Annotated in this window: 22 protein-coding genes; 20 read left to right on the top strand and 2 right to left on the bottom strand. The window is 71.7% G+C overall.

What is annotated here, in order from left to right; translation table 11 throughout:
- The first annotated feature begins 31 nt into the window (after window positions 1–31).
- The 14 genes from rpsE to truA all read left to right on the top strand — a co-directional run bounded on the left by rpsE (window position 32) and on the right by truA (window position 10,169).
- Window positions 32–640, top strand: a complete 609-nt coding sequence (gene rpsE / locus FRAQA3DRAFT_RS18165; RefSeq protein WP_009740511.1) for a 30S ribosomal protein S5 — start codon at window positions 32–34, stop codon at window positions 638–640.
- On the top strand, window positions 640–825 hold the full coding sequence (gene rpmD, locus FRAQA3DRAFT_RS18160) for a 50S ribosomal protein L30 (RefSeq protein ID WP_009740510.1): 186 nt from the start codon (window positions 640–642) through the stop codon (window positions 823–825). Before rpsE ends, rpmD begins: the two co-directional genes overlap by 1 nt.
- Window positions 826–827: 2 nt before the next feature.
- Complete coding sequence (rplO, locus tag FRAQA3DRAFT_RS18155) at window positions 828–1,331, top strand: 50S ribosomal protein L15 (protein ID WP_009740509.1); 504 nt, start codon at window positions 828–830, stop codon at window positions 1,329–1,331.
- Window positions 1,332–1,584: 253 nt separating this feature from the next.
- Window positions 1,585–2,877: a preprotein translocase subunit SecY gene (gene secY / locus FRAQA3DRAFT_RS18150; protein WP_009740508.1), complete on the top strand. Its 1,293-nt coding sequence runs from the start codon at window positions 1,585–1,587 to the stop codon at window positions 2,875–2,877.
- A complete protein-coding gene (locus FRAQA3DRAFT_RS18145; protein ID WP_009740507.1) occupies window positions 2,877–3,530 on the top strand; it encodes an adenylate kinase in 654 nt (217 codons plus the stop codon). Before secY ends, FRAQA3DRAFT_RS18145 begins: the two co-directional genes overlap by 1 nt.
- Before the next feature lie 166 nt (window positions 3,531–3,696).
- The gene (gene map / locus FRAQA3DRAFT_RS18140; RefSeq protein ID WP_035923069.1) at window positions 3,697–4,542 is read left to right on the top strand and encodes a type I methionyl aminopeptidase; all 846 of its coding nucleotides are present in this window, start codon (window positions 3,697–3,699) and stop codon (window positions 4,540–4,542) included.
- A gap of 254 nt (window positions 4,543–4,796) precedes the next feature.
- The gene (gene infA, locus FRAQA3DRAFT_RS18135) at window positions 4,797–5,018 is read left to right on the top strand and encodes a translation initiation factor IF-1 (protein ID WP_006541558.1); all 222 of its coding nucleotides are present in this window, start codon (window positions 4,797–4,799) and stop codon (window positions 5,016–5,018) included.
- Between the two features lie 78 nt (window positions 5,019–5,096).
- Entirely contained in the window at window positions 5,097–5,210 is a 114-nt protein-coding gene (rpmJ, locus tag FRAQA3DRAFT_RS33330) for a 50S ribosomal protein L36 (protein WP_009740505.1), read from the top strand.
- Between the two features lie 203 nt (window positions 5,211–5,413).
- A complete protein-coding gene (rpsM, locus tag FRAQA3DRAFT_RS18130) occupies window positions 5,414–5,794 on the top strand; it encodes a 30S ribosomal protein S13 (protein WP_009740504.1) in 381 nt (126 codons plus the stop codon).
- 81 nt (window positions 5,795–5,875) lie between these two features.
- Entirely contained in the window at window positions 5,876–6,280 is a 405-nt protein-coding gene (gene rpsK / locus FRAQA3DRAFT_RS18125) for a 30S ribosomal protein S11 (RefSeq protein WP_009740503.1), read from the top strand.
- A 92-nt stretch (window positions 6,281–6,372) separates the two neighbouring features.
- Window positions 6,373–7,002, top strand: coding sequence for a 30S ribosomal protein S4 (gene rpsD / locus FRAQA3DRAFT_RS18120; protein WP_009740502.1), 630 nt, complete (start codon window positions 6,373–6,375; stop codon window positions 7,000–7,002).
- 302 nt (window positions 7,003–7,304) lie between these two features.
- Window positions 7,305–8,354: a DNA-directed RNA polymerase subunit alpha gene (locus FRAQA3DRAFT_RS18115; RefSeq protein ID WP_009740501.1), complete on the top strand. Its 1,050-nt coding sequence runs from the start codon at window positions 7,305–7,307 to the stop codon at window positions 8,352–8,354.
- 117 nt (window positions 8,355–8,471) lie between these two features.
- The gene (rplQ, locus tag FRAQA3DRAFT_RS18110) at window positions 8,472–9,089 is read left to right on the top strand and encodes a 50S ribosomal protein L17 (RefSeq protein WP_009740500.1); all 618 of its coding nucleotides are present in this window, start codon (window positions 8,472–8,474) and stop codon (window positions 9,087–9,089) included.
- Between the two features lie 255 nt (window positions 9,090–9,344).
- Window positions 9,345–10,169 (top strand): tRNA pseudouridine(38-40) synthase TruA, encoded by an 825-nt coding sequence (gene truA, locus FRAQA3DRAFT_RS18105; protein WP_035923068.1) that lies wholly within the window; start codon window positions 9,345–9,347, stop codon window positions 10,167–10,169.
- 90 nt (window positions 10,170–10,259) lie between these two features.
- Here truA and FRAQA3DRAFT_RS18100 read toward each other — a convergent pair whose 3' ends face one another.
- Complete coding sequence (locus FRAQA3DRAFT_RS18100; protein ID WP_232291654.1) at window positions 10,260–12,029, bottom strand: hypothetical protein; 1,770 nt, start codon at window positions 12,027–12,029, stop codon at window positions 10,260–10,262.
- Window positions 12,030–12,353: 324 nt separating this feature from the next.
- Between FRAQA3DRAFT_RS18100 and rplM the strand changes: the two genes are divergently transcribed.
- From rplM to glmS, 4 genes are all read left to right on the top strand, one after another.
- Window positions 12,354–12,797 (top strand): 50S ribosomal protein L13, encoded by a 444-nt coding sequence (gene rplM, locus FRAQA3DRAFT_RS18095; RefSeq protein WP_009740497.1) that lies wholly within the window; start codon window positions 12,354–12,356, stop codon window positions 12,795–12,797.
- Window positions 12,798–12,890: 93 nt separating this feature from the next.
- Complete coding sequence (gene rpsI, locus FRAQA3DRAFT_RS18090) at window positions 12,891–13,298, top strand: 30S ribosomal protein S9 (RefSeq protein ID WP_009740496.1); 408 nt, start codon at window positions 12,891–12,893, stop codon at window positions 13,296–13,298.
- 114 nt (window positions 13,299–13,412) lie between these two features.
- Entirely contained in the window at window positions 13,413–14,780 is a 1,368-nt protein-coding gene (gene glmM / locus FRAQA3DRAFT_RS18085; protein ID WP_009740495.1) for a phosphoglucosamine mutase, read from the top strand.
- A 102-nt stretch (window positions 14,781–14,882) separates the two neighbouring features.
- Window positions 14,883–16,856 carry a glutamine--fructose-6-phosphate transaminase (isomerizing) gene (gene glmS / locus FRAQA3DRAFT_RS18080; protein ID WP_009740494.1) on the top strand — a complete coding sequence of 658 codons (1,974 nt, stop codon included), beginning with the start codon at window positions 14,883–14,885 and terminating at the stop codon, window positions 16,854–16,856.
- 279 nt (window positions 16,857–17,135) lie between these two features.
- Here glmS and FRAQA3DRAFT_RS18075 read toward each other — a convergent pair whose 3' ends face one another.
- Window positions 17,136–17,711, bottom strand: coding sequence for an SWIM zinc finger domain-containing protein (locus tag FRAQA3DRAFT_RS18075; protein ID WP_009740493.1), 576 nt, complete (start codon window positions 17,709–17,711; stop codon window positions 17,136–17,138).
- 159 nt (window positions 17,712–17,870) lie between these two features.
- Between FRAQA3DRAFT_RS18075 and FRAQA3DRAFT_RS18070 the strand changes: the two genes are divergently transcribed.
- Window positions 17,871–18,770 carry a PadR family transcriptional regulator gene (locus tag FRAQA3DRAFT_RS18070; protein ID WP_009740492.1) on the top strand — a complete coding sequence of 300 codons (900 nt, stop codon included), beginning with the start codon at window positions 17,871–17,873 and terminating at the stop codon, window positions 18,768–18,770.
- A gap of 176 nt (window positions 18,771–18,946) precedes the next feature.
- Window positions 18,947–19,303 (top strand): holo-ACP synthase, encoded by a 357-nt coding sequence (locus FRAQA3DRAFT_RS18065; RefSeq protein ID WP_009740491.1) that lies wholly within the window; start codon window positions 18,947–18,949, stop codon window positions 19,301–19,303.
- Window positions 19,304–19,372 lie beyond the last annotated feature (69 nt).

Raw genomic sequence — 19,372 nt, 5'->3', positions numbered from 1 at the left:
CCAGTACAGCCAGAACAGGGAGATGTTGTAGATGCCAGGCCAGCAGCGCCGCGGCGGCGGGTCCGGCGGCTCGGACCGTCGGGAACGCCGGGACCGGTCGGGCGGCGGCCCGGCCCAGGAGAAGAACGCCTACGTCGAGCGGGTCGTCGCGATCAACCGCGTCGCCAAGGTCGTCAAGGGTGGTCGTCGATTCAGCTTCACGGCTCTCGTCGTGGTCGGTGACGCGGACGGGACCGTCGGCGTCGGCTACGGCAAGGCCAAGGAGGTCCCCGCCGCCATCGCCAAGGGCGTCGAGGAGGCCAAGAAGCACTTCTTCAAGGTGCCCCGGATCGGCTCGACGATCCCGCACCCGGTCCAGGGTGAGGAGGCGGCGGGCGTCGTCCTGCTCAAGCCGGCCTCGCCCGGTACCGGCGTGATCGCCGGCGGTCCGGTGCGCGCCGTGCTGGAGTGCGCCGGCGTGCACGACGTACTGTCGAAGTCGCTCGGTTCGTCGAACCCGATCAACATCGTGCACGCGACGGTGGCCGCCCTGCGTGGCCTCATGCGGCCCGAGGAGATCGCGGCCCGGCGCGGCCTGCCGCTCGAGGACGTCGCCCCGCCGGCCATGCTGCGCGCCCGCGCGGCCGGGGCCGGTGTGTGATGGCCAAGCTGCGCATCACGCAGATCCGTTCGGAGATCGGCGGCACCCACAACCAGCGGGCCACGCTGCGGACCCTCGGCCTGCGGAAGATCAACGCTACGACCGTCCGTGACGACCGTCCCGAGGTCCGCGGGATGATCAGGACTGTGACCCATCTTGTCCGGGTCGAGGAGGTGGACTCCTAGCCATGGCCGAACTGACGAAGACCGACACGGGCGAGGAGGCCGGCTCGGCGCAGACCGAGCGTGGCCGCGGCCTGAAGGTGCATCACCTGCGTCCTGCGCCCGGCGCCCGGCGCAGCCGGATCCGCGTCGGTCGCGGTGAGGGCTCCAAGGGCAAGACGGCCGGCCGAGGGACCAAGGGCTCCAAGGCTCGCAAGCAGGTGCCCGCCCGCTTCGAGGGTGGCCAGATGCCCCTGCACATGCGGCTGCCCAAGCTCAAGGGCTTCAGCAACCCGTTCCGGGTGGAGTACCAGGTGGTGAACATCGCCACCCTGGCCGAGCTGTTCCCCGAGGGCGGCGAGGTCTCCAAGGCCGACCTCGTGGCCAAGGGGGCCGTGCGCGCCAAGTCGCCGGTGAAGGTACTGGGCAACGGCGACATCAACGTCGCGCTGCACATCAGCGCCGACGCGTTCTCGGCATCCGCGCGGGAGAAGATCGCGGCTGCCGGCGGGAGCGTCACCCAGAGTTGAGACCCCCGGCGGGGGGCGGCCTCAGGGTCGCCCCCCGCCCTGCTTGTCCGGGCATCCCACGCAGCAGCCGGCGCGCACCGGCATCAGCTGGTTCTTCCCGGCCACCGCTGCTTACTGGGCGTGATGTCCGGACGAGTGGACCGGGTGTCCTGTTACAGTCGCCTAACCGACGTCGGCCGCCGGCCGCCGTAGGCGCTCCGCACAGGGCAGGATGTCCACTCCCCGTCGGTCCGCAATCCCAGCAGGAGGAGCCGTGCTCACCGCCTTCACGCGGGCATTCCGCACTCCTGACCTGCGCAAGAAGCTGCTGTTCACCGTCGGGATCGTGGTGCTGTTCCGGTTCGGCAGCGTCATGCCGTCGCCCGGCGTCTCAACCCGCGCGGTCAACATCTGCCTCAACAGCGCGAGCGCCGACAGCAGCAACGTCTACTCGCTGATCAACCTGTTCAGCGGCGGCGCCCTGCTCCAGCTGTCCATCTTCGCGCTCGGCATCATGCCCTACATCACCTCGAGCATCATCATCCAGCTGCTCGTTGTCGTGATCCCCCGGCTCGAGCAGCTGAAGAAGGAAGGCAGCTCGGGCGAGCAGAAGCTCACCCAGTACACCCGCTACCTGACGATCGCGCTCGGCGTGCTGCAGGCGACCGGCATCGTGGCGCTGGCCCGCAGCGGGCGGCTCTTCCCGAGCTGCTCGGCCGCCATCATCCCGGACACGAGCCTGTTCCGGGTCGCGACGATCGTCATCACGATGACCGCCGGTACCTCGGTCATCATGTGGATGGGCGAGCTGATCACGGCGCGCGGCGTCGGCAACGGCATGTCTTTGCTGATCTTCACCTCGATCGCGGCGCGGCTTCCCTCCGAGGGCAGCCGGATCCTCCAGGTCGCCGGTGGCGTGGTGTTCAGCCTGGTGATCCTGTTGGGTCTCGCGATCATGGTCTTCGTGGTGTTCGTCGAGCAGTCCCAGCGGCGGATCCCGGTCCAGTACGCGAAGCGGCTGATCGGCCGGCGAATGTACGGGGGCACCTCCACCTACCTGCCGATCAAGGTCAACCAGGCCGGGATTATCCCCGTCATCTTTGCCTCCTCCCTGCTGCAGCTCCCGCAGCTTGCCGGGCAGGTGTGGAGCAACCAGGGCTTCCAGGACTTCGAGCAGAGGTATCTCTCTCGCGGGGACCATCCGCTCTACCTGGTGACGTACTTCGCACTCATCATCGCCTTCACCTACTTCTATGTTGCGATCACCTTCAACCCAACGGAGGTCGCGGACAACATGAAGAAGTATGGTGGGTTCATCCCCGGGATCAGACCGGGCAACCCGACGGCGGAGTACCTCAAACACGTACTTGACCGGATCACCCTCCCCGGCTCGCTGTTCCTCGGGGTGATCACGGTTCTTCCGTTGGCACTGTTGAACCTGACCAAGGACCAGCCGTTCCCGTTCGCGGGCACCTCAGTCCTGATCATGGTGGGGGTTGGGCTGGAAACCGTGAAGCAGATCGAAAGCCAGCTCATGCTCCGCAATTACGAAGGTTTCCTCCGGTAGTGCGCCTCGTACTGGTGGGACCGCCCGGTGCCGGAAAGGGTACCCAGGCCGCGTTCATTGCCCAGGCGCGGTCCATCCCCAAGATCTCGACTGGGGACATCTTCCGAGCGAACGTGCGACAGGGAACCGAACTGGGCGTCAAGGCCAAGACCTTCATGGATGCCGGTGACCTCGTGCCCGACGAGATCACCATCGGGATGGTTCGCAACCGGCTCGCGGAGGACGACGCGGTCAAGGGATTCCTGCTCGACGGGTTCCCCCGCAACGTTCCCCAGGCCGAGGTGCTCGGGCAGATGCTCGACGGGATGGGGACCCGACTGGACGTGGTCCTGGAGCTCGTCGTCGACGACGACGAGGTGGTGCGGCGGCTCTCCGGCCGGCGGACCTGCCGTAACTGCGGCCACATCTGGCACCTCGACTTCGACCCGCCGTCGGTCGAGGACGTGTGCGACCGGTGTGGCGGCGATCTGTTCCAGCGCGACGACGACCGGTCCGAGACCGTGCGCCACCGGCTCGAGGTGTACGCGGACCAGACGTCGCCGCTGGTGGCGTACTACGCCGAGAAGGGCATCCTGATCGGTATCGACGCCACCGGGCCGGTGGACAACGTCACCGATCGGGCGCTCGACGCCCTGCGTCACTACGGAGACTGAGGCACCCGCCGCCCAGCGCCTGCCCGCCCCCGCGGTGGGTGGGGGCCTCGCGGCGGGTGTGGCCGTCGAGGTGGACGCCGGAGATCGGATGCTCGTCCGCCCTGCCGGTACCTCGGCGGCTAGCATCGGATCGGACCAGTACACGGACACAGACCGAGGCGAGAGCGTGGCGCGACGAGAGCACGTCCAGATCAAGACGGCGGCGGAGATCGCCAAGATGCGGGTGGCCGGCCTGCTCGTCGCCAAGACGCTGGCCAGGCTGCGTGAGGCGGTCGCCCCCGGCGTCACTACGGCGGACCTGGACGCGATCGCCGAGAAGACGATCCGCGCCGACGGCGGGATCCCCTCGTTCAAGGGCTACGCGCAGCCGCCGTACCCGGCGTCGATCTGCAGCTCCGTCAACAACGAGGTCGTCCACGCGATCCCGACGCGCAAGCGGGTGCTGCGCGAGGGCGACATCATCTCGATCGACTGCGGCGCGATCGTCGACGGCTGGCACGGGGACGCGGCGATCACCGTCCCGGTCGGCGAGGTGGCCCCCGAGGCCCTCGACCTCATAGCGACCTGTGAGGGCTCGCTGTGGGCGGGCCTGGCCGCCGCCCAGCTCGGCGGCAAGCTCACCGACATCAGCGCCGCCGTCGAGCGGCACATCCGCCCGCATGGCTACGGCATCGTCGACCACTACGGCGGTCACGGCATCGGCACCGAGATGCACCAGCCCCCGCACGTGCTCAACTACGGCCGCCCCGGCCGCGGTATCCGGCTGGTCGAGGGGCTGGCGCTGGCGATCGAGCCGATGATCACCACGGGCTCACCCGAGACGTCCGTGCTCTCCGACGACTGGACCGTCGTGACGGAGGACGGCAGCCTGGCCGCGCACACCGAGCACTCGGTGGCGATCACTCCGCGGGGCCCCTGGGTACTGACCGAGCCCGACGGTGGGGTCGCCCGGCTCGCCGCGCTCGGTGTCGCCTGCGGGCAGCCCGCGGACGCCCCGTCCGGCATCGGCTGAGCCTGTGTTGGCCCTTGACGGATGGGCCACGTACACTCTCCAGTTGGCGGTCTCCTCACGCCGGTGTGCTCCACCGCGTCGATAGCAGTCCTGTTTCGTGGCAGTTGCGGTCGGTGGCAGTGTGGTTGGTGGTCGGGGTTCCCTTTGGGTAATCCGGGCTTCTGACCTGGGTCTTTCCGGACGAATGTCCGGGTAGCTCGACCGGTCGCGGCCGAACCGCCGATTCAGTCGTCGACGTCAGGACAGCGGAGGACATGCCGAAGAAGGACGGGGCCATCGAGATCGAGGGCCGTGTGGTGGAGCCACTCCCGAACGCAATGTTCCGGGTGGAGCTCCAGAACGGTCATCGCGTTCTCGCCCACATCAGCGGCAAGATGCGCCAGCACTACATCCGGATCCTGCCGGAGGACCGCGTCGTGGTCGAGCTCTCGCCCTACGACCTGTCTCGCGGCCGCATCGTCTACCGCTACAAGTAGTCGATCTCCTCCTCATCGCCCGTACCACCACCCATCGCCACGCGCGGCCCGCGGCTGCGCAGGAGGTCCGCAACAGCCGTGAAGGTCAAGCCCAGCGTCAAGAAGATCTGTGACAAGTGCAAGGTGATCCGCCGCCACGGGCGTGTCATGGTCATCTGCGAAAACCTGCGTCACAAGCAGCGTCAGGGCTGAGCTCCTGACGGGTGGGCCTCACCGGACCGGTGGAGCGTGCATGCGCACCACCGGGTCCGGCTTGAGTCCACCGCACCCAAGCGATGTCAGGCGTCCCGCACGGGACGTTCCACCCCCGGTCGGAGGCCGGGGCCCGGTCGGCCCGGAGCCGGTCGGGGCGGCATCGCCCGAGGCCTCCGGTTGCAGGAAGGAAACATCCGTTCATGGCACGCCTCTCGGGCGTCGATCTTCCCCGCGAGAAGCGGGTCGAGATCGCCCTGACCTACATCTTCGGGATCGGCCGCACTCGCTCCCGGGAAACCCTCGCCGCCACCGGGGTCAACCCGGACACCCGCGTCCGCGACCTGAGCGAGGACGAGATCGTCCGGCTGCGTGAGTGGATCGACGCGAACTACCGGGTGGAGGGCGACCTCAACCGGGAGATCAAGCAGGACATCCGGCGCAAGATGGAGATCGGCTGCTACCAGGGCCTCCGGCACCGGCGGAACCTGCCGGTCCACGGTCAGCGGACGCACACCAACGCCCGTACCCGCAAGGGCCCGCGCCGTGCCATCGCCGGTAAGAAGAAGGCCGGCAAGAAGTAGTCAGGGCGCCCGGCGGGCCGCTCGGCCCGCTCTCGGACGACCACTGATCGACGACCTCGCAGACGGAGACCACACGCGAAGATGCCTCCCAAGACTCGCGCTGCCGGCGCCAAGAAGGTCCGGCGCAAGGAAAAGAAGAACGTCGCCCACGGGCACGCTCACATCAAGAGCACGTTCAACAACACGATCGTCTCGATCACCGATCCCACCGGGAATGTGATCTCCTGGGCCTCCGCCGGCCACGTCGGCTTCAAGGGCTCCCGGAAGTCGACCCCCTTCGCCGCGCAGATGGCCGCCGAGAACGCGGCCCGCAAGGCGCAGGAGCACGGGATGCGCAAGGTCGACGTGTTCGTGAAGGGCCCGGGTTCCGGCCGGGAGACCGCGATCCGCTCGCTGCAGGCCGCGGGCCTGGAGGTCGGGGCGATCCAGGACGTCACCCCGACCCCGCACAACGGTTGCCGCCCGCCGAAGCGGCGCAGGGTGTGACCGTGCGGCGTGGCGACCGCGGCCGGGGCGTCCCGGCCGGAGTCGTGGCGTCGCGTTCGAGTTCGCGCCAGGAGACGAGAGAGAAGGACTAGATGGCCCGTTACACCGGCGCGGACTGCAAGCGTTGCCGCCGCGAGAAGACGAAGCTGTACCTCAAGGGCAGCAAGTGCGACACCCCGAAGTGCCCGATCGAGATCCGGCCCTACCCGCCGGGCGAGCACGGCCGGGGCCGCACCAAGGACTCCGAGTACCTGCTGCAGAAGCGCGAGAAGCAGAAGTGCGCGCGGATCTACGGCATCCTGGAGAAGCAGTTCCGGGGCTACTACGACGAGGCGAACCGTCGGGCCGGCAAGACCGGTGACGAGCTGCTGAAGATCCTCGAGTCGCGGCTCGACAACGTCGTCTACCGGGGCGGCTTCGCGCCGTCCCGCGACGCCGCCCGCCAGGCCGTCCGGCACGGCCACGTCCAGGTCAACGGGCGCAAGGTCGACATCCCGAGCTACCGGATCAGCGAGAACGACATCGTCGAGATCGCGCCGAAGGCCCGGGAGCTCACCCCGTTCATCGTCGCCCGGGAGACCGCGGGCCAGGGCCGGGCCGTCCCGGCGTGGCTGGAGGCCATTCCGAGCCAGATGCGGATCCTGGTGCACTCCCTGCCGGCTCGGCAGGTCATCGACACCCAGGTCCAGGAGCAGTTGATCGTCGAGCTCTACTCCAAGTAGAGCCGGACGCCCCCGGGGCGGCGTAAGGGTGGCTCCGGCCACCGGCTCGCCGCCCCGGGGGCGACCTGTCCTCCCGCCACCGGGGCCGGTGGCACCGTGCCCGTCACCGCCGCGCGGCGGCGGAGCACACTGGAGGAGCGACAACCGGTGCCGTGCGCGCCGTCCGGGTGGTTCACCGGGTGGGCGGGCGGGCACCGGGCCCGCGGGTGGCACGGACCGATGTCCCACCCGCCGGCTCCCAGCCCGGGAGCCCGCACCACACGGCGTCATATGGCGGTCGCCGTGGTCGGAAGGACGTACTCATGCTGATCGCTCAGCGCCCCACCCTCGTCGAGGACCCGATCTCCGAGTTCCGGTCACGTTTCGTGATCGAGCCGCTGGAGCCGGGCTTCGGTTACACCCTCGGCAACTCGCTGCGCCGGACCCTGCTGTCCTCCATCCCCGGCGCCTCGGTGACCAGCATCCGCATCGACGGGGTGCTGCACGAGTTCTCCACCGTGCCCGGTGTCAAGGAGGACGTGACCGACCTGATCCTGAACCTCAAGGAACTGGTCGTCAGCTCCGACAACGACGAGCCGACGGTGATGTACCTGCGCAAGCAGGGACCCGGCGAGGTCACCGCGGCGGACATCGCCCCGCCGGCCGGCGTCGAGGTGCACAGCCCCGAGCTGCGCCTGGCCACCCTCAACGACAAGGGCAAGCTCGAGATCGAGCTGACCGTCGAGCGGGGCCGCGGGTACGTCAGCGCGGCTCAGAACAAGCAGGCCGGCCAGGAGATCGGGCGGATCCCGATCGACTCGATCTACTCGCCGGTGCTGAAGGTGACCTACAAGGTCGAGGCGACCCGCGTCGAGCAGCGCACCGACTTCGACCGGCTCATCGTCGACGTCGAGACGAAGCCGTCGATCTCCCCGCGCGACGCGATGGCGAGCGCCGGCAAGACCCTGGTCGGCCTGTTCGGGCTGGCCCAGGAGCTCAACGCCGAGGCGGAGGGCGTGGACATCGGCCCGTCCGCCGCGGATGCGGCGCTGGCGGCCGACCTCGCGCTGCCGATCGAGGAGATGGACCTGACCGTCCGCTCCTACAACTGCCTCAAGCGCGAGGGCATCCACACGATCGGCGAACTGGTCTCGCGCAGCGAGGCCGACCTGCTCGACATCCGCAACTTCGGGCAGAAGTCGATCGACGAGGTCAAGACGAAGCTCGGCGCGATGGGTCTGCAGCTCAAGGACTCCCCGCCCGGATTCGACCCGCGTCAGGCCGTGGACACCTACGGCACCGACAGCTACAACCCGGCGTTCTCCGACCCGTCCGACGACGGCGCGGAGTTCGTCGAGACCGAGCAGTACTGACCTTCACGAGGGCCCCCGCCCACCGGCGGGGGCCCTCGACGACCTCCGGTGGCGCACGCCGCCGTCCTACGGGCGGGCAGCCTGGCGGGACAGTGAAAGGAACGAGGAGCACTCATCATGCCCACGCCAACGAAGGGCGCCCGGCTCGGCGGCAGCCCCGCACATGAGCGGCTGCTGCTGGCCAACCTCGCCACCGCGCTGTTCGAGCACGGCGGCATCACCACCACCGAGGCCAAGGCGAAGCGGCTGCGCCCGTACGCCGAGCGGCTGGTGACCTTCGCCAAGCGCGGCGATCTGCACGCCCGGCGCCGGGTCATGCGCCAGGTCCGGGACAACTCGGTGGTGCACACCCTGTTCACCGAGATCGGCCCGCGGTATGCCAACCGCAACGGTGGCTACACCCGGATCATCAAGCTCGGCAACCGCAAGGGTGACAACGCCCCGCTGGCCCGCATCGAGCTGGTGGAGGCGCTGACCGTCGGCCAGCAGGCCGTCGGCGAGGCCGAGCGCGCGCGCGGTACCCGCTTCGAGGAGCGGCGCAAGCCGACCGGTGCCACCGCCGAGGCCGCGGAGGACCTGGCGAGCGAGTCGCCGACCGCCGCCGCCGTGGCCGCGCAGTCCGCCGAGGAGCAGGCCCCCGCGGCCGAGGAGAAGCCCACGGCCCAGGCGTCCGAGGCCCCGGCGGGCACCGCCGAGACGACGGACGACGACGGTTCGGCCAAGTCGAAGTCCTGACCTCGGCGATCCCTCGTCGAGGGCGCGGCTTGCCACCGCTGCCCGCGTCCCGCCAGTAGCTCCCGCAAGGCCCGCCGCCCATCATGGGCGGCGGGCCTTCGCTGTTCATGTCGCGGCGTTCGGCCCGCCGTCCGGTCCGCCGCGTCGTGCCCCACCGTCACGCCGCCGTACGGGGAGAGACAGATGTCCGATGTCGTGGGATCCGGTCCGTGCGCGCCCCACGCGGTGCCCGGCGCTGCGGCGGACGTGACGGCGATGGCGGCGGGCCTGGTCCGGCTGCGCCTGGACATCGCCTACGACGGCACGCCGTTCGCCGGCTGGGCCCGCCAGCCTGGCCAGCGGACCGTGCAGGGCGACGTGGAGGACGCTCTCATCCGGGTCGCCCGGCTGCCCGCCGTGCGCCTGACGGTGGCTGGGCGCACCGACTCCGGCGTGCACGCCGCCGGGCAGGTGGCCCACGTCGACCTCCCTGCCGACGTGCCACTCGGCGGGCTCGCTCGGCGGCTCAACGGCGTCCTCGACCGGTCGGTCCGAGTAACCGGTCTCGCGCCCGCCCCGGCCGGGTTCGACGCCCGGTTCTCGGCGCTGTCCCGGCGCTACGTCTACCGGATCACCGACGCGGCGTTCGGCGCCGAGCCGCTGCGGCGCTTCGACACGCTCGCCTGGCCGCGGCCGCTGGACGCCCCGGCGATGGCATCGGCGGCGTTGCTGCTGGTCGGCGAGCACGACTTCGCGGCCTTCTGCCGGCGGCGTGAGGGGGCGACGACCGTGCGCACCCTGCTGCGCCTCGACGTGCTGCGCCGCCCCGACGGGGTGGTCGTTGCCGACGTCGAGGCGGACGCCTTCTGCCATTCGATGGTCCGGGCGCTGGTCGGGGCGCTGCTGGCGGTGGGGGAGGGACGCCGGCCGCCGCAGTGGCCGGCGGCGGTGCTGCGCCGCGGGATGCGGGACCCGGCGGTCACCGTCGCCCCCGCGCACGGCCTGACGCTGGTCGAGGTGCGCTACCCCCCGGACGCGGAGCTGGCGGCGCGGGCGGAGGTGACCCGGGCCGTGCGCGTGCCCACCACGCCGTCCGGCTGATGCCTGCCGGGGGAGGCCCTGCCGGCGGGAGGCGCTGTCGGCGGACGGCTCCCACCCTGCCCTGCTGGCGGAGCTAGGTAAGCCGGATTCTCAGCTGCGCGGGCCGCGCCCGAGCACCGCCCGGTCACCCATCGGCTCGGTGGCCAGCGTGGCCAGATCGGTCTGGGCGTTGCGCAACGGCTGGTCGGCTGCCGTGCCCGGGGTGCCGTCGACGTAGGCAACCTGGGTGTAGACGAGGTAGTGCCCGCGGCTCAGCGCGCCGCGCCAGGAGTTGTTCCCACCCGGGCCGGTGATCTGCGCGTTCTGGATCGAGCCCGCCGGAATCGGCAGCGGCACGATGCCGCCGCGGCCCTGGTTGAGCACCTGCGCGCCCTGGGTGGCCGTCGCGCTGGTGTCCAGGGAGAACACGGTGACTCCCGCGAGTACCTGGCGTTCGCCCTGCCGGGGGCGGCTGAGGAACAGCGAGCGCACCACCTGCCGGCAGCGCGGGGCCTTCAACTGGCCGATCAGGTCGCCGGTGAGGTTCGGGCAGCCGGTGTCGAGCTTGCGCGCGAGCCGCTGGTAACCGCGCCCGTCGACAGCGACCGACGGCTCGGGGAAGAACTCGTCGGGGGTCAGCGGATCCGAGTCGACCGCGGCGCTGTCGAGGAAGTTCGCCGGTATCGGCGGCAGCGTGCCCGTTGCGGTCGGTGAGCCGCCGCCCTCGTCCTTCCCGCCGCGCAACGCGACGATCGCCACGGCCGCGACGAGCATCAGGACGGCACCGGCGACGATGGCCAGCAGCCGGCGGGAACCGCCGGCCCGGCCCGCCAGACCGGGCCGCTCGCCGGTCCGCGCCGGGGGAGGACCGGCGTCGGCGTGTTCGCCGCCGCCGTCGGGCTCGTCGGGATACCCGTCCTCGTCCGGGTAGCCGTCGACCGCTGCCTGTTCGTCCAGGTCACCGACGTCGGCCCAGGCGGTCGCGGCGGTCGCGGCGGTCGTGCTGGCCGGGGGAATCCTCGCGGCGAGGGGAAGCGGCTCGGTGCTGGGATTCGGGTCGGTGCGGGGATACGGGCCGGTGCGGGGAGTGATGCCCGTCAGCTGGCCGGGCGCGCCCGACCAGCCCCGGATCGACCAGCCGGTCGGCGGTTCGGACGGCGACTGCTCCGTCTGCGGCCGCGGCGGGAAGCCGGTCCCGGCGTCCGCGGAAGTCCCGGGGCCGGCGCTCGTCGGCGCGGCGTCACCGGCGGCAAGCCGGTCCGACCGCGGTGTCCCGAATTCCGCAGCCTCGCTGGAGGGGCGGGACGCCGGACGTTCGTGGCGACCCGGCCAGGCCGCCGCGGCTGCCGAGGCAGCGCCCGGGGGCGTCCCTGCCGTGCCGGTGCCGTCCGCCAAGCTCGTCAGTGCGGCCGGCCGCTCCGGGGAGGTGATCGGACGCTTCGACGACGACCACTCGGACGACGACCACTCGGACGTTGGCGACTCGGGCGTCGAGGCCTCGGGCGTCGAGGCTTCGGGCGTCGAGGCCTCGGACGAGGTCGACCCGGCCCGGTCCTCCGGGTCCGGGCGCGCGCCGGAGGCGGCGAGGTGGTCGAACGAGAACGCGTAGCTGCGTGGGCCGCCGAACAGTGGATCGTCGCTCGGGGGCGTCCAACCGTCATAGCTGACGTAGCGACCGCGCAGGTCCTGACCTCCGGCCGACGCCGGACTCGACGGGCCGGCCGTGCCGGCGGGAGCCGCCCCGCCATCCCCGGCGGGACCGGACGGCCTGCCGGCGGACCCGGTCGGGTCGTCCGACCGGGCGGGGCGGTCCGGTCGGTCGCGCCGCGGAGTGCCCGACCCCGCGCGCTTCTCGTGTCCCTCGCCACCCAATTCAGTCATCTCGGTCAGAATAGCTAGCTCGCAGGAGGGTGCCAGCCCGCGCGGGGTCATCCCCGCTCGGGCGTACCGCCGCCAGTCCGCCCGATACACTGACCATCCAGCGAGGTTCCGGCAGGCCGGGCGGGTCGGGCACGCGTGGTACGGGGGGCGCGGTCCACCAGCGCTGGCCGGAGCGGGCCGCTCGGCGGTCCGCTCCGATCGCCTGGTAACCTCAAAGACTGCTGCGCGTGACACGTCCCGTCTGCGCGCTCACCATTCTTGACGAGATCTGCCCGGGGCCCTCGTAGTTCCCGGGCGGGATCGTCCGAACGAGAAGGCAGACCTGTGCGCACGTACCAGCCCAAGCCCGCGGATGTCCAGCGTGTGTGGCACGTCATCGATGCCACCGACGTGGTGCTCGGTCGGCTGGCGACCCAGGCCGCCGCGCTGCTGCGCGGCAAGCACAAGCCGTACTTCGCCCCGCACATCGACACGGGCGACTTCGTCATCGTCGTCAACGCCGGCAAGGTCGCGCTGAGCGGGAACAAGCGCCAGCAGGCCCAGTACCACCGGCACTCGGGTTTCCCGGGCGGTCTGCGCAGCACCTCGTACGGCGAGCTGCTCGACACGCGGCCGCAGATCATCATCGAGAAGGCCATCAAGGGCATGCTGCCGAAGAACAAGCTCGGCCGCGCCCAGGGAACCAAGCTGAAGGTCTACGCGGGGCCGACGCACCCGCACGACGCTCAGCAGCCCACCCCGTTCGAGATCATCCAGGTCGCGCAGTAACCGCTGACCTCCTCCAGCCGGTCGGTGGGCGGTGCTGATCCGCTCCGGGCGCCGGCTACGGGAACCACGCATCAACCGAGGAAGGAACGCGACGTGGCTGTCGTGACCGACGTACAGGGCAACCCCCGCGCCACCGGGCGGCGCAAGGAGGCGGTCGTCCGTGTGCGACTGCTCCCGGGCACGGGGAAGTGGACGCTCAACGGGCGGACGCTGGAGCAGTACTTTCCGAACAAGGTGCACCAGCAGCTCGTCAACGAGCCGCTGAAGGCGCTGGACAAGGCCGAGTCGTACGACATCGTCGCCCGGCTGCACGGCGGCGGTGTGTCGGGCCAGGCCGGCGCACTTCGACTCGCCCTCGCCCGCGCGCTGACGTTGGCGGAGGAGGAGTCACGGCCTACTCTCAAGAAGGCCGGCTTCCTGACCCGAGACGCCCGGGTCAAGGAGCGTAAGAAGTACGGGCTGAAGAAGGCCCGCAAGGCTCCGCAGTACAGCAAGCGCTGACCTTGCGTCCTCTTCGCGGGCGCACCCTCGCGGGGGCGTGCCCGCGAAGGGGACGGGTGCCGCCGGTGCGTGCCTCGGTCTCCGCCTGAACCTTCGACTGCATGGGGGACCTCAGTGACGAGGCTCTTCGGTACCGACGGCGTGCGAGGCGTGGCGAACGTGAACCTCACCGCGGAGCAGGCGTTGTCGCTGGCCTCCGCGGCCGTGGAACTACTCGGCGCTCCGGGCGGCCGCTCCACCGAGCCGGTGAGGCATCGGCCGCTCGTCGTCGTCGGTCGGGACACCCGTCCGTCCGGGGAGTTCCTCGAGGCCGCGGTCGTCGCCGGCTTGGCCGCCTCGGGTGCCGACGTCGCCCGGATCGGCGTGGCGCCGACCCCGGCCGTGGCGCACGCGGTTGCCGCCAGCGGCGCGACCTTCGGTGTGGTGCTCTCCGCCAGCCACAACCCCATGCCGGACAACGGCATCAAGCTGTTCGCCGCCGGCGGGCTCAAACTCCCCGACGAGGTCGAGGACGCCATCGAGCGGCGGATGGCGCAACCGCCCGGCCCCCGACCCGTCGGTGCCGACGTCGGGCGAATCCGGGACGAACCGGAGCTTCTCGACCGCTACGCGGACCACCTGCTCGCCGCACTTCCGGTGCGGCTCGACGGCCTGCGGGTCGTCGTCGACTGCGCCCAGGGCGCGGCCTGGGCGCTCGCGCCGCGGGTGCTGCGCGCCGCCGGTGCGGATGTCGTCGCGCTGCACGCCGACGGCGACGGCACGGCGATCAATGACGGCAGCGGCGTCACCCATCTGGACAGCCTGCGGGCGGCGGTTGTCGAACAGGCCGCCGACGTCGGCATCGCCCACGACGGCGACGCGGACCGCTGCCTCGCGGTGGACGCCGCCGGTGAGATCGTCGACGGCGACCAGATCCTTGCCATCTGCGCGCTCGCCATGGCTGAGCGCGGCGAGCTGGCCGACAACACGGTCGTCGTCACCGTGATGTCGAACCTGGGCTTCCGGCACGCGATGCGCGAGGCCGGGATCACCGTCGTGACCACGCCCGTCGGTGACCGGTACGTGGTGGAGGCGATGCGCGCCGGCGGCTACGTGCTCGGCGGCGAGCAAAGTGGGCACGTCGTCTTCCTCGATCACGCCACCACCGGCGACGGGCTGCTGACGGCGCTGCGACTGCTCGGTCGGGTCGCCGAGACCGGCCAGCCCCTCGGCGAGCTCGCCAAGGCCATGACTCGGCTGCCACAGGTGCTCGTCAACGTGCGTGGTGTTGACCGGACCCGGGCGGGCGCCTCGCCCGAGCTGCTGGCCGCCGTCGCCGCTGCCGAGGCCGAGCTCGGTGACGGCGGCAGGGTGCTGCTGCGGCCCTCCGGCACCGAGCCGCTGGTCCGTGTGATGGTGGAGGCGGAGACCGACGCCGTTGCGCGAGACACCGCTCAGCGCCTCGCGGCCGTCGTCCGCGCTGCGCTGCCGGCTCCTCGCTGAACCTGCTCGCTGAACCCGCCGGCGAGGCCACGGCAGGACAACTCGCAGGCCATTCGGCCGGGCACGTCCGCCCGCCCGGGGAACCTGCGTACGCTGAGGCGCATGTGCGGGATCATCGGATACGTCGGTGACCAGTCGGCCCTGGACGTCGCGTTGAACGGTCTGCGGCGCCTCGAGTACCGCGGCTACGACTCCTCCGGCGTCGCGGTCGTCGGCGCCGGGGCCCTGCGGACGGCGCGGCGGGCCGGCAAGCTCGCCAACCTGGAGAAGCTGCTGTCCGAGGGCTCGGAGGCGGATCCGATGCCCGGGACGACCGGGATGGGGCACACCCGGTGGGCCACCCACGGCGGCCCGACCGACGCCAACGCCCACCCCCACACCGACTGCACCGGCGCGATCGCAGTCATCCACAACGGCATCATCGAGAACTTCGCCGCGCTTCGCGCCGAACTGGAGGCGATCGGGCACGAGCTCGCGAGCGAGACCGACACCGAGGTCGTCGCCCATCTGCTGGAGGTCGAGCTGGGTAACGCCGCTGCCGCGCCGGCAGCGGCGGTCCCGGAGGACGTCACCCCCCGACCGACCCGCCCCGGCACGGGTGCCGCGCCCGGCCCCGGCGCGCCGTCCGGCCTCACCGCCGAGCCGGGGGCGCACCCGTTGACCGTGGCGCTGCAGCGCGTCTGCCGCCGGCTGGGGGGGGCCTTCACCCTCGTCGTGCTGCACCGGGACTTCCCCGAGGTGGTCGTCGGCGCCCGGCGCAACAGCCCGCTGGTCGTCGGGCTGGGGGAGGGCGAAGCCTTCCTCGCCAGCGACGTCTCGGCGTTCATCGCCCACACCCGTCAGGCATTGGAGATCGGGCAGGACCAGGTGGTCGAGGCCCGCCGGGACGGCGTCACCGTGACCGACTTCGCCGGCGAGGTCGTCGAGGGGCGCCGCTACCACGTCGACTGGGACGCGAGCGCCGCCGAGAAGGGCGGCTACCCGTACTTCATGCTCAAGGAGATCAACGAGCAGCCGACCGCGCTCGCGGACACCCTGCGGGGCCGGCTGTCCGCCGACGGCGCGATCGTCCTCGACGAGGAGCGGCTGTCCGTCCAGGACTTCCGGGACGTCGACAAGGTCTTCATCGTCGCCTGCGGGACGGCTTATCACGCCGGCCTCATCGCGAAGTACGCCATCGAGCACTGGACGCGGCTGCCCTGCGAGGTCGAGATGGCCTCGGAGTTCCGCTACCGGGACCCGGTGCTGGACCGCTCCACGCTCGTCATCGCGATCAGCCAGAGCGGCGAGACGCTGGACACGCTCATGGCCGTCAAGCACGCCCGCGAGCAGAAGGCCCGGGTGCTGGCGATCTGCAACACCAACGGGTCGACGATCCCGCGGGAGTCCGACGCGGTGCTGTACACCCGCTGCGGGCCGGAGGTGGGCGTCGCCTCGACCAAGACCTTCCTCGGCCAGGTCGCGGCCTGCCTGCTCGTCGGCCTGTACCTGGCGCAGGTGCGCGGCGTGCTCTACGGCGACGAGGTCGCCGCCTACGTCGAGCGGCTGCAGCGGATGCCCGACCTGGTGGAGCGGACGCTGGGCCGGCTCGAACCGATCCGCGAGCTTGCCCGCGGCCTGGTCGACGCCAAGGCCGTGCTCTTCCTCGGCCGCCACGTGGGCTACCCGGTGGCGCTGGAGGGGGCGCTCAAGCTCAAGGAACTCGCCTACATGCACGCCGAGGGCTTCCCGGCCGGCGAACTCAAGCACGGGCCGATCGCACTCATCGAACCGGGCCTGCCGGTGATCGTCGTCGTGCCGTCACCGCACGGGCGTGCGCACCTGCACGACAAGATCGTCTCCAACATCCAGGAGGTTCGGGCGCGCGGCGCGCGGACCATTGTGATCGCCGAGGACGGCGACGTCGCGGTGGAGCCCTACGCCGACCATCTCATCCGCGTGCCGGCGACCTCGTCCCTGTTCGCACCCCTGGTGACGACCCTGCCGCTGCAGGTGTTCGCCTGCGAACTCGCCCTAGCCCGCGGCCTCGACGTGGACCAGCCGCGCAACCTCGCCAAGTCCGTCACGGTGGAGTAAGGCCTTACCCCGTGAAGCGCCTTCGGCGCTTCGCGGGGGCCCCTGGCCTCGGGGTGGCTGCCGCTTTCCGTCAGATCGCCTTCGGCGATCTTTCTGGGTGGGGCGGGGGGCCTTCGGCGCTTCGCGGGGGCCCCTGGCCTTGGGGTGGCTGCCGCTTTCCGTCAGATCGCCTTCGGCGATCTTTCTGGGTGGGGCGGGGGGCCTTCGGCGCTTCGCGGGGGCCCCTGGCCTCGGGGTGGCTGCCGCTTTCCGTCAGATCGCCTGCTGGGCGGAGGGGGGTCAGGCTGAGGGGGCGGCGCCGTGCTGGCGGCCGTGCCAGGCAACCGTGGCCTCCCAGAGGGCGTCGGCGACCGCCTCGTTGTCGTCCGCGGCGTCGAGCAGGGTCTCCACGAGCTCGGCGCGGGGGACGCGGCTGAGAAACACCCGCATCGCGGCGTGTACCGGGTCGTCGGTGAACAGTGAGCCCTCACCGATGATCCCGCCGTTGTCCTCATCGTCGTCGGCGTCCTCGTCGTCCTCGGCGAGGCCCGCCGAGCCGGTGGCGACCAGGGCGACGGCGACCGCGTGGCGGCAGAACGAGCCGGTTGCGCCCTCGGGACACGTGCAGCCGGTGCGCGGCCCGTCGTCGGCCGCCTCCAGGCGGACCTCGTGCGGCCCGTCGTCGTCGACCGTGCCCGACGCGTTCGTGGGGCGGATGCGGAGCTGCTCGACGCGGCCGAGCAGCGCCAGGTTCACCCCTTCGATGAACACGTCGGTACCCGCGCGCTGCGCGCAGGCACGTTCCTCGAAAGCTGCTTCGAGCGGGGTGACGGCGTCCCCGCCGTGCCCGTTCTCTCCGGACACAGAAATGATCACGAGCTAATCCTACGGAATGCGAGCGCCGATCGTACCGGCCAGGTCCAGGGCATCGCCCAGGCCATCTTGTCGTTCGTAGCATCGCGATATATCGTGAGCGTACGTGATGGCGTGCGGGCGACCTCTGTTGGTCGTCCATGGACATGAAAGGAAAGGATCATGACATCCCAAGCGATACCAGGCCCCTGGGGCCGATGGGGGCGCGCAACGGGGTTCGATCCCGCGAGGCTGTCGGAGTTCTTCGAGACGATGGCCGGCTGGGCGGAGCGCGAGGCCCGTGGCTGCGGGACGAAGGACTCGGCGGCCCGCGACCACACCAGCCACACGGCGCGCGGCGGACATGGCGGCGGGCGGCGTGAGCACGGCGGGCCCGGCGAGGGCCGGCCGCGCGGGCGCCGGGGCGGTCCGGGCTGGCCGCCGTTCGCCGGCTTCCCGGGTCCCGGGTTCGGTCCGGGCTTCGGCGGTCCGGGGGGTTTCGGCCGTGGGCCGCGGGTGGGCCGCGGTGACGTCCGCGAGGCGTTGCTGGCCCTGCTTGCCGAGCAGCCGATGCACGGCTACCAGATGATCCGCGAGCTGGCCGAGCGCAGCGGCGGCACCTGGCGGCCGAGCCCCGGGTCCGTGTACCCGGTGCTGTCCCTGCTCGCCGACGAGGGCCTCGTGCGCGCGCAGGAGGCGGAGGGTAGGCGGGTCTTCCACCTCACCGACGCCGGCCGGGCCCACGTCGAGTCCCGGGCGGGGCAGCGCAAGCCCTGGGAGACCGCCGCGGCCAGCGCCGACGACGAGCTGACCAGTCTGCGCTCCCTGGCCTTCGCGGTAGGTGCGGCGGTCGTCCAGGTCGCCCAGGCCGGGGACGACGCGCAGATTGCCGCCGCCCGGTCCCTGCTCACCGAGACCCGCCGCAGCCTCTACCGCATCCTCGCCGGCGACGAGGGCGAGCCGGCGGCCACCGGGAAGACCGACACCGCCGGGAAGACCGACACCGCCGGGAATGACGGCGCCGGGGAGGACAGCGCCGGGGAGGACGACGGTGTCGCGCCGGGCTGGGACGCGAAGCCCTGAACCTGGCCGGGTCCCGCCGGGCCCGCAGGCCCGGCTCCGCCGGCATGCCACCCCTTCGGGCAGGGCGACGCCCTGATCCGAAGGGGTGCGCCCGGTGGCGGCGCGGCCGGGGCGCCGCGAGGGGGCGCGCGCATGCTCGGCCATGGGTCGGCGCGCCGGTATGGGACGCTTGCCCGATGGCGGTGGTGGGTGTCGGCGTCGACGTGGTGGACGTAGACCGCTTCGCCGCGACGCTGTCCCGAACGCCGGGCATCGCGATGCGCCTGTTCACCCCGGCGGAACGCGGCCTGGCCCGACCGGAGCGGCTGGCCGCCCGGTTCGCGGCGAAGGAGGCCGTGGCGAAGGTGCTCGGGGCGCCGCCCGGCCTGGAGTGGCACGACGCCGAGGTCGTCCTGGGCTCGGGTGGGCGGCCGTCGCTGCGGATCCGCGGCACCGTGGCAGCCGCGGCGGCGCGGCTCGACATCGCCTCCTGGCATCTGTCCCTCACCCACGATGGCGGGGTAGCCATCGCGATGGTCGTCGCCGAGAGCTGACCGGCGATCACCCGCGGCCAGCCTCCCGGGCGTGCCGGCCTGCGTGGCCTCGGGGATCCTGCGGCATCG

This window comes from Frankia sp. QA3 (assembly GCF_000262465.1).
Taxonomy (GTDB): Bacteria; Actinomycetota; Actinomycetes; order Frankiales; family Frankiaceae; genus Frankia.
The sequence above is the reverse complement of the archived record's forward strand: the minus strand, read 5'-3'. Positions and strand labels throughout refer to the sequence as shown.